The sequence below is a fragment of the Streptomyces sp. SID13666 genome, assembly GCF_010548325.1.
GTDB lineage: Bacteria > Actinomycetota > Actinomycetes > Streptomycetales > Streptomycetaceae > Actinacidiphila > Actinacidiphila fildesensis.
On record NZ_JAAGLX010000175.1, the window covers coordinates 1 to 474 of the forward strand.

1 protein-coding gene is annotated in these 474 nt (G+C 66.5%); it reads right to left on the minus strand.

Annotation, left to right across the window (positions count from 1 at the left end; translation table 11 throughout):
• Positions 1–391: MarR family winged helix-turn-helix transcriptional regulator (locus tag G3I60_RS43965; protein WP_164608578.1), on the minus strand; the 391-nt coding region annotated here is incomplete at its 3' end.
• Positions 392–474 lie beyond the last annotated feature (83 nt).

A 474-nucleotide genomic window follows, 5' to 3' on the forward strand; every position in this document is an offset into this window, starting at 1 on the left:
GGCCTTCGTCGGTCAGCTCGACGATGACCCGCACCCGGTTGGACTCGTCGCGGTCCCGGGTGACCAGGCCCTCCGTGACCATGCGGTCGATGCGGTGGGTCATGGCCGCCGGGGTGAGGCCGAGCCGCTTGGCGAGGTCGCCGGGGCCGAGCCGGTACGGCTTGCCGACGACGACGAGGGCCTTGAGCACCTCCCACTCGGCGTTGCTGATGCCGAGGGCCGAGAGGTGCCGGCCGTAGCCGACGTTCATACGGCGGTTGAGGCGGCCCAGGGCCGTGACGACCTTCTCGACCTGGGGGTCCACCTCGGGAAATTCACGCTGGTAGGCCGCGATCTGTTCATCGAGGTCCAGCTCTTGCGGGGGACTGGCGGGACCGTCTGCTGCGGGCATGGGGCGAGTATCGCACGTAACCGCTTGGCGCTCAAGCCCTTCTCTGTGTACTCTTTAGCTTCTAACTTTAACTCTGAAGTCTT